Annotated in this window: 11 protein-coding genes and 1 pseudogene; 11 read left to right on the forward strand and 1 reads right to left on the reverse strand. The window is 46.3% G+C overall.

Going from position 1 to position 8,178, the window contains the following annotated elements:
• Positions 1 to 42: 42 nt before the first annotated feature.
• From rpiB to ABNT28_RS08670, 8 genes are all read left to right on the forward strand, one after another.
• A complete protein-coding gene (gene rpiB, locus ABNT28_RS08635) occupies positions 43 to 492 on the forward strand; it encodes a ribose 5-phosphate isomerase B (protein ID WP_332923417.1) in 450 nt (149 codons plus the stop codon).
• A 153-nt stretch (positions 493 to 645) separates the two neighbouring features.
• The gene (gene glyA / locus ABNT28_RS08640) at positions 646 to 1,914 is read left to right on the forward strand and encodes a serine hydroxymethyltransferase (RefSeq protein ID WP_332923431.1); all 1,269 of its coding nucleotides are present in this window, start codon (positions 646 to 648) and stop codon (positions 1,912 to 1,914) included.
• Positions 1,915 to 1,959: 45 nt separating this feature from the next.
• The gene (nrdR, locus tag ABNT28_RS08645; protein ID WP_332923418.1) at positions 1,960 to 2,412 is read left to right on the forward strand and encodes a transcriptional regulator NrdR; all 453 of its coding nucleotides are present in this window, start codon (positions 1,960 to 1,962) and stop codon (positions 2,410 to 2,412) included.
• Positions 2,405 to 3,544, forward strand: a complete 1,140-nt coding sequence (ribD, locus tag ABNT28_RS08650; RefSeq protein WP_348721399.1) for a bifunctional diaminohydroxyphosphoribosylaminopyrimidine deaminase/5-amino-6-(5-phosphoribosylamino)uracil reductase RibD — start codon at positions 2,405 to 2,407, stop codon at positions 3,542 to 3,544. The genes nrdR and ribD overlap by 8 nt, the downstream gene beginning before the upstream one ends.
• 31 nt (positions 3,545 to 3,575) lie before the next feature.
• Entirely contained in the window at positions 3,576 to 4,172 is a 597-nt protein-coding gene (locus tag ABNT28_RS08655; protein ID WP_332923420.1) for a riboflavin synthase, read from the forward strand.
• Positions 4,173 to 4,174: 2 nt separating this feature from the next.
• A complete protein-coding gene (gene ribB, locus ABNT28_RS08660; protein WP_332923421.1) occupies positions 4,175 to 5,326 on the forward strand; it encodes a 3,4-dihydroxy-2-butanone-4-phosphate synthase in 1,152 nt (383 codons plus the stop codon).
• The gene (locus ABNT28_RS08665) at positions 5,326 to 5,757 is read left to right on the forward strand and encodes a 6,7-dimethyl-8-ribityllumazine synthase (RefSeq protein ID WP_332923422.1); all 432 of its coding nucleotides are present in this window, start codon (positions 5,326 to 5,328) and stop codon (positions 5,755 to 5,757) included. Before ribB ends, ABNT28_RS08665 begins: the two co-directional genes overlap by 1 nt.
• Before the next feature lie 4 nt (positions 5,758 to 5,761).
• Entirely contained in the window at positions 5,762 to 6,244 is a 483-nt protein-coding gene (locus ABNT28_RS08670) for a transcription antitermination protein NusB (protein WP_332923423.1), read from the forward strand.
• 15 nt (positions 6,245 to 6,259) lie between these two features.
• Here ABNT28_RS08670 and bamE read toward each other — a convergent pair whose 3' ends face one another.
• The gene (bamE, locus tag ABNT28_RS08675) at positions 6,260 to 6,733 is read right to left on the reverse strand and encodes an outer membrane protein assembly factor BamE (protein WP_332923424.1); all 474 of its coding nucleotides are present in this window, start codon (positions 6,731 to 6,733) and stop codon (positions 6,260 to 6,262) included.
• 66 nt (positions 6,734 to 6,799) lie between these two features.
• Between bamE and ABNT28_RS08680 the strand changes: the two genes are divergently transcribed.
• The 3 genes and pseudogenes from ABNT28_RS08680 to ABNT28_RS08690 form a co-directional block, all read left to right on the forward strand.
• On the forward strand, positions 6,800 to 7,354 hold the full coding sequence (locus tag ABNT28_RS08680; protein WP_332923425.1) for a ubiquinol-cytochrome C chaperone family protein: 555 nt from the start codon (positions 6,800 to 6,802) through the stop codon (positions 7,352 to 7,354).
• A gap of 106 nt (positions 7,355 to 7,460) precedes the next feature.
• A complete protein-coding gene (locus ABNT28_RS08685) occupies positions 7,461 to 7,973 on the forward strand; it encodes a DUF177 domain-containing protein (protein ID WP_348721400.1) in 513 nt (170 codons plus the stop codon).
• A 48-nt stretch (positions 7,974 to 8,021) separates the two neighbouring features.
• Positions 8,022 to 8,178, forward strand: a pseudogene (locus tag ABNT28_RS08690) (phosphate acyltransferase); the annotation flags it as partial.

Below are 8,178 nucleotides of genomic sequence, written 5' to 3' on the forward strand. Positions count from 1 at the left end.
TCAAAAGTCCCGGCTGTTTCAAACGCATATAAAGGAATGTTTATGACAGCACATGCAAAAATTTATCTTGCATCTGATCATGCTGGTGCAGACTTACGTAAAAGGGTTGCGCAGCATGTTGAAGCGCAAGGCTTGCAAGTGGTTGATCTTGGGCCAGATGATGGCAGTTCGGTCGATTATCCGGATTATGGAAGAAAACTAGCCATGGCTTTGTCTGAAGACGCGGACGCATGTGGCGTTGCTATTTGTGGAAGCGGTATAGGTATTTCAATCGCTGTAAACCGGTTTCCATGGGCACGTGCCGCATTGGTCAGCACTGTCGAGGCTGCGCGGCTATCACGCGAGCATAATAATGCAAATGTGATCGCGCTTGGAGAACGCTTGATAAGTGTGGATACGGCGTTGGCATGTGTTGATGTCTTCCTCGCTACCGACTTTGAGGGTGGTCGGCATGCAAGGCGAGTGGATAAATTGACTAATCTTTCGTCCTAGTTTAGGCGAAATAGTGTCGTAAATGGAATGCGCACTATACCAGTAACAAGTGTAATTATTCGGCTCCCCCCTGTCGAGGAATGGTCATCGTGACCGCATTAACTAAAGGAGATAATTATGGACGATTTAAAAAGAACAATACCGTCATTCGTAATGGACGGGTTTTTCTCGGCACCATTAAAAGATACTGATCCTGAAGTGGCAGCCGCATTGGGACATGAGCTTGTGCGCCAGCAGGACCAGATCGAAATGATCGCATCTGAAAATATTGTCAGTGCGGCCGTGATGGAAGCGCAGGGGTCTATTTTCACCAATAAATATGCTGAAGGTTACTCTGGCCGCCGCTATTACGGGGGCTGTGAATATATGGACGTTGTAGAGACATTGGCGATCGAACGTGCCAAGACGCTTTTCAAATGTAACTTTGTCAATGTACAACCACATTCTGGCGCACAAGCTAATCAGGCTGTTTTTCTGAGCTTGCTGAAGCCAGGTGATACGATACTGGGTATGTCACTGGCCGCTGGTGGTCACCTCACACATGGTGCGGCACCAAACCTGTCAGGTAAATGGTTCAATGCTGTACAATATGGCGTTGATCCAGAAACATCTTTGATTGATTTTGACGAATTGCAAAAAATTGCCGAAGAATGTAAGCCGCAGATGATTCTGGCAGGTGGTTCGGCTTATCCTAGAACGCTTGATTTTGCAAAGTTTCGTGAAATTGCTGACTCAGTTGGTGCGTATCTGATGGTTGATATGGCACATATTTCTGGTCTGGTAGCTTCAGGTGCGCATCCTAGCCCCCTTCCACATGCGCATGTTGTGACCTCTACAACGCATAAAACTTTACGTGCGTCACGTGGCGGTATCATTCTGTCTAATGACGAAGCGCTGGGCAAAAAGATCAATTCAGCTGTTTTCCCTGGTCTTCAGGGTGGCCCGTTGATGCATGCGATCGCTGGCAAGGCGGTTGCTTTTGGCGAAGCGATGCGGCCTGAGTTCAAGCAATACATCGATTCTGTTGTCGAAAATGCACGTGTACTTTCCGAAACATTGATTGAACGTGGCGCGGCGATTGTGTCTGGTGGTACCGATACACATCTGACATTAGTTGATTTACGTCCAAAGGGTCTGACAGGTGACATCACCGAAGTGTCGCTTGAACATGCAGGTATCACCTGTAACAAAAACGGCATTCCGTTTGATCCACAACCACCAATGGTTACCTCGGGTGTCCGTCTAGGCACACCTGCAGGCACAACCCGTGGTTTTACGCGGAATGAATTTATCGAAATTGGTCATCTGATTGGCGATGTATTCGACGGGCTGGCAGAAAACCCAGAAGATAATAGTGCTGTAGAGGCTGTCGTGCGTGAAAAAGTACGCGCACTATGTCGGGCTTTCCCAATCTATCAATAGTGTGTACAATCATGCCTACGTCAATATATAGCGTGGGTTTGGAAAATGATTTGTCCGTTTTGTGCAAGTGAAGACACGCAGGTAAAGGATTCTAGACCTTGTGAAGACGGTGCCGCTATCCGGCGCCGTCGCTTCTGTGGTCATTGTGAATCTCGCTTTACAACGTTTGAGCGTGTTCATTTGCGTGAAATAATGATTGTTAAGCGTAATGGACGCAGGTCTCTTTTTGATCGTGATAAGCTTGAACGATCTTTCGAGATTGCCTTGCGTAAGCGCGATGTTGACCCTGATGACAAAGCCCGCTCAATAAATCAGATTGTTCGCCAGCTAGAAAGCCATCCCGACGGTGATGTGCCAAGCGAATTGGTTGGTGAACTGGTCATGACGGCGCTTAACCAACTCGATCATGTTGCCTATATACGTTATGCGTCGGTATATCGAAATTTTGGAGAAGCCAAAGATTTTGAGGCCTTTGTTGAAAAAGAACTAGGTGACTAATATTTCTCTAAAAAATGCTGATAAAAAATGGATGTCTTTTGCCATTTCCGAAGCCCAGAAGGCAGTCGGACGAGCAGCTGAGAATCCCCCAGTTGGCTGTGTGATTATTGCAACATCTGGTCATATCGTCGGTGTAGGACATACCGCGAGAACAGGGCGACCCCATGCCGAAACAGTAGCTCTTGCTATGGCGGGAGATCAGGCACATGGCGGCACAGCCTATGTCACGCTTGAACCATGCGCCCATCATGGACAAACGCCACCATGCGCCACCGCATTGATAAAAGCAGGTATTAAGCGTGTTGTTATATCATGGCAAGACCCGGATAAACGCGTTAATGGCAAAGGTGTTGCCATGCTTCGTAACGCCGGTATTGAAGTTGTCACTGATATAGCCAAAGATGTTGCATTTACTGTCATGCAGGGATTTTTGCATCGTATGACGCATAAACGACCACTCGTCACAATGAAAACAGCAACGTCGTTGGATGGTGGCATTGCCCTTGGTGATGGCCGAAAAGTTTGGTTAACCGCACCGCCAATGCGGCGATATGTGCATCTATTGCGTAGCAAATCAGATGCGATTTTAACAGGTATAGGTACAATTCTAGCGGATGATCCAGAAATGACATGTCGTTTGCCGGGGTTGGAAGCTGATAGTCCGTCCCGCTTTATTTTGGACAGCCAGCTTCGTTGTCCACCTGACGCCAAAATTTTGCAGAATAGTGACGATGTGCAAACAGTGATTTTTTGTGCTGAAACAGCTTCATCTGAGGCTAGAAGGGCGCTTGAAAGGACAGGTGCAAAGATTGTTCCGATTGCCTTGGATGCGGTACAAAAGGATGTTTCACATAATAGGCTGGACTTGTCAGCAGTGTTGCGCTTTTTGGGTGATGCGGGGATCAATAATCTTTTAGTTGAAGCTGGAAGCAATATTGTGACCAGCATTATAACTAACGATTTTGTCGATTTTATCCATTGGACGCAAAGCCCGCATTTATTGGGAAGTGACGCTATTCCTGCTATATCACCATTAAAGCTGGTGGCATTGCCTGAACAAACGCGATATACCGAGACTCATCATCAGCAAATAGGACGAGACCGCCTGACTATTCTGGCAAAATCTTGCTAGACTGATGTAACCAGAAGTAATGGATGTTTTGATGTTTACAGGAATCATAACCGGACAAGGCCACATTCTTGATATTCATGATGCAGGCGACCGGCATTTGACCATTGGATGTGACTGGGATTGCGCGGCAATTGATTTAGGGGCATCCATAGCCTGTTCGGGGATTTGCCTGACTGTGGTGGCGCGCGACGCGCACAGCTTTAGGGTCGCGGCATCATCTGAAACCATGTCTGTTACAACGCTTGGGGGCTGGCAAAAAGGCGACAAAATTAATCTTGAACGCGCACTTCGGATGGGAGATGAATTAGGCGGGCATATTGTGTCTGGTCATGTTGATGGATTGGCCCAAGTGATGTCGATTACGCCTGATGGTGATAGCCATGTCGTTACGCTTGGCGTGCCAGCCGATTTGGCAATGTTTGTTGCCCCCAAGGGATCAGTTACATTAGATGGTGTTTCGCTGACAGTTAATAACGTTACTGACAATAGTTTTGGCATAAATGTGATTGCACATACATGGGATGTAACCCAGTTTGGTGCGCTGACCATAGGCCAGAAAATGAATATGGAAATAGATATGCTGGCACGCTATGTTGCGCGTCTGCATGGCCTTAATAAGGAAGCGTAATAATGAGTCAATCCGATACATCAGACATGCCCGCATTGTCACCTATTGAAGATGTAATTGCTGATGCCAAGTTGGGCAAGCTGTTCATTCTTATTGACGATGAAGATCGTGAGAATGAGGGTGATCTATGCGTTGTAGGTGAATGGGTAACAGCTGAGAATATTAATTTTATGGCAAAGTATGGCCGGGGTCTTATCTGTCTTGCGTTGCCGCGCGAAAGAACAGATGCGTTGGGTTTGGGGATGATGGAACGACGTAATGAGTCGCGTCATCAAACAGCGTTTACGGTGTCAATTGAAGCGCGTGAAGGCGTTACAACAGGCATTTCGGCGGCAGATCGTGCGCATACAATCAGGACAGCCATCGACCCGCAACGCAGTGAGAAGGATATAACCACACCAGGGCATATTTTTCCCCTTATTGGGCGTGATGGCGGAACCCTTGTAAGGGCAGGTCATACCGAAGCCGTTATCGATATTGCAAGAGCAACCGGATCGGACAACCCGTCAGGCGTAATTTGTGAGATTATGAAAGATGATGGTGAAATGGCGCGCCTAAATGATCTGCTGCCTTTTGCCAAAGAACATGATCTAAAGATTGGTACGATCGCTGATTTGATTGCATGGCGCCGTATGAATGAAACCCTTGTCCAACGTTCAGTTGAAACAGACTTTGCTTCACGAACAAGTGGTTCATGGCGCATGATTATTTATGTAAACACAATCTCGGATGTAGAGCATATTGCTCTGGTTAAAGGCGATATTTCCGGCGATGATCCAATACTTGTAAGAATGCATGCCCTTGATTTGATGTCGGATGTGCTTGATGAAGCATCTCCGTTCCGGAATGGACGTGAGTTGGAAACAGCCATGCATACGATTGAAAAGAAGGGGCGTGGTATCGTTGTGCTACTGCGTGAGTCATCAAATGCCAGCCTATCTTCAATGGTTACCCAACGGGTGATGAAAGATGCCAAAACGGGCGATAATCCGGGGCATGATTTGCGTGAATATGGTGTAGGTGCACAAATTCTTGGTGATCTTGGCGTTTCAAAAATGGTGCTGTTATCAAATTCAAAGCCAAATGTTATCAGCCTTGATGGTTATGATCTGGAGATTGTTGACTGGAAACCGCTGAATGGAGAGGGGCAATAATGTCAGGTCATTTTCTTATTGTTGAAGCCCGCTTTTATGGCGCGTTAGCCGATGCCCAAAAAGCAGGTGCCATCGCCGCTCTTGAAGGTGAGGGGGCAACGCATGAAACCATTTGTGTGCCTGGTGCGCTTGAAATTCCGGCAGCGATTGCATTTCTTGCGTCCAGCGATAAGCGCTTTGACGGTTATGTTGCGCTTGGCTGTGTTATTCGTGGTGAGACAAGCCACTATGACACAGTTTGTAATGAGTCGGCACGTGGCCTGATGGATTTGGCTCTGGCAGAAAATCTTGCTATCGGAAATGGCATTATAACTGTTGAGGATGAGGATCAGGCGTGGGCTCGTGCTGATCAGAATCGTAAAGATAAAGGCGGTGACGCCGCGCGTGCTGCGCTGGCTATGGCAAAATTGAAACAACAGGTTGGTATCTGATAGAATGGCAAAAGATAACACTGAACTGAAACCTGTTCCTGTTCGCCGACGATCCGCATCACGTGTGTCATCGATTCAAATTTTATATCAGTCACAAATTACTGAACGAACCTCAGTTGATTTTGCTCCAGATTTTCTGACTTATTATGCGCCAGATGTTTCTAAATCTTTCCGTGTAAAGGATCTGGATCATGAGCATCTTAACGCACTTTATACAGGCGTCGAAAAAGAGATGGCTCTATTGGACAATGATATTGCTGACTCTCTGGCAAGTGGCTGGCGTATAGAACGTCTGGCATTGATCGAGTTAACTTTGCTTAGATGTGGTGCGTTTGAGCTTCGCTTCATGCCGCACATACCAGCGCGAGCCGTGGTCAGCGAATATGCGGCCATTAGTGATGCATGCGGTTGTGAAGTGGCTTTTGTGAATGCTGTGCTTGACCGTTTGTCACGCATTGTGCGGACAGTTGAGATGGGAACAGCCTAGACGTTTAAATCTGGCTTATTCTTCAGTTGCACGGCGGCGTTTAAGATTCTTGAATATCTGATCTATTGCACCATAGGTATTACCAGGTGTTGGCGTCTTTTCATCAATATGGGCAATAGATAGACCTGAAGTTTCATCAAGAACATCAACAGCGCGGACAATGTCCTCATTGTCTATGGTGAACATAACGATCGTACGAGACGTTGTTTCATTAATGCCAGCAACTGGTTCTTCCATTGTTTGAGATACATAATAGGATTTGCCAGACCCAAAAGCGCCTTCAAAGCTGGGTTTGCCAAGAATGAAAATCAAGTCAGACTTTTTGCTTTTGCCAAGTTCAATTTTTGCCAACTCTGCTTCATCAATGGTATGTCCATGCGAACTGATTCGCGATTCACATGCGCTCGTGCCTATCAAAGCCACGCTAAGAAAACTAAAAGTCGCAAGTGCACGTAAAGCGTTCATAGTGGCAAATGTTCGTCTGGTCATCATCGCGTTCCTAGGATATAGACATGCATAGTCAGTTAGATAGCAACATAACGAGATGTTTGTAAAATGAACAGTAAAGAAAATGGGTGGCTGAAACAAATGCTGGGGTTTGGTAATAACAAGCAGGAAACCGTTGCTGAACATCTTTATGGTCAAGCGATTGAAATTGCCCGTTCGCCAAAGCTGTATATTGATTATGGTGTGACTGATGACGTTGATGGTCGGTTTGATGCCCTTTGTCTGGTGGTAATACTGATTATGCGGCGGCTTAAGGAAGTTGAAAGTGGTAAAGACATAAGCCAGAGCTTGTTTGATTCGATGTTTGCAGATATGGATTTGTCTTTGCGTGAAATGGGTGCTGGTGATATTGGCGTGTCAAAACGTGTCCGTGTCATGGCTGAGGGTTTCATGGGGCGGTTGGAAAATTACGCCACCGCCCTTGATAAGGCAGATGATGACATGCTTGCCAATGCGCTGGCACGCAACCTTCTTCGCGCGCCAGATGCGTCCAAACAGGCGGTGCAAAGCGGTCTGGTTGTTTATGTATCAAAGCTGGCTGAACAAATTGATGCAGTATCGTCGCAAGACATGCTGGCAGGTAAGATGAATATTAGTCTTTAAATCAGATGGTTTTGATTTGATGATGGTTTGGATGCTAATGTGTTATGTTGTTTGGGGCATTGTTTTGACTTACGTGTTTGCCAGCATTAATGGACGGTTTGCTTAGATGCCAGTTTTTTCTCTAACTGCAGAACTTGCCGCTGATAGCATCAAGCCTGATGCCACTTATCGATGTAAAATCATTCCTTCGGAAGCCGAAATCGATATGTTGCTGACCCGGTTTGATTATATTGCGGTCAATGATCTAGTTGCCGAGCTAAAAATTCGTAAAGTTGCGCGAGAGTGCTGGGATGTTCATGGCAGATTAACAGCCAGTGTGGTCCAAAGCTGTGTTGTTACTGGTGAACCATTAGCGGAAAGTGTGGATTTTACTATAGAAGAACGTTATGTTCGCTTTTTTGACGAATCAACGTCAGTGGAAGTTGATTTAGACGGAGTGGAACCGCTTAAAAACGGCTTTATTGATTTGGGCGAAATGGTGATGCAGTCGCTGGCTTTAGCTGTTACAGCATGGCCACGCGCAACTGATGCCAATGAGTATGTTGAATTAGAACCAGTAAAACGCGATCATCCATTTGCTGGTTTGGCGGCCATAAAACAGCCGAATGACAAGAATTGACCGTCGTGCAACCAGGAGAGTAGCCTGTCCAAGAAAATTAAAATAGCACTGGACGCAATGGGCGGCGATAACGCGCCTGAGATCGTCATTAATGGTGCTGAAATTATAAAGCAGAGATCCCCCAATATCGACCTTGTTTTTGTTGGTGATGAAGTGCAGATCCATAAGCTTTTGGACCAAACAAAACATCTGGCGAATGCCGAGG

It is taken from the genome of uncultured Candidatus Puniceispirillum sp., from assembly GCF_963979125.1.
In the GTDB taxonomy this organism is placed as follows: domain Bacteria; phylum Pseudomonadota; class Alphaproteobacteria; order Puniceispirillales; family Puniceispirillaceae; genus Puniceispirillum.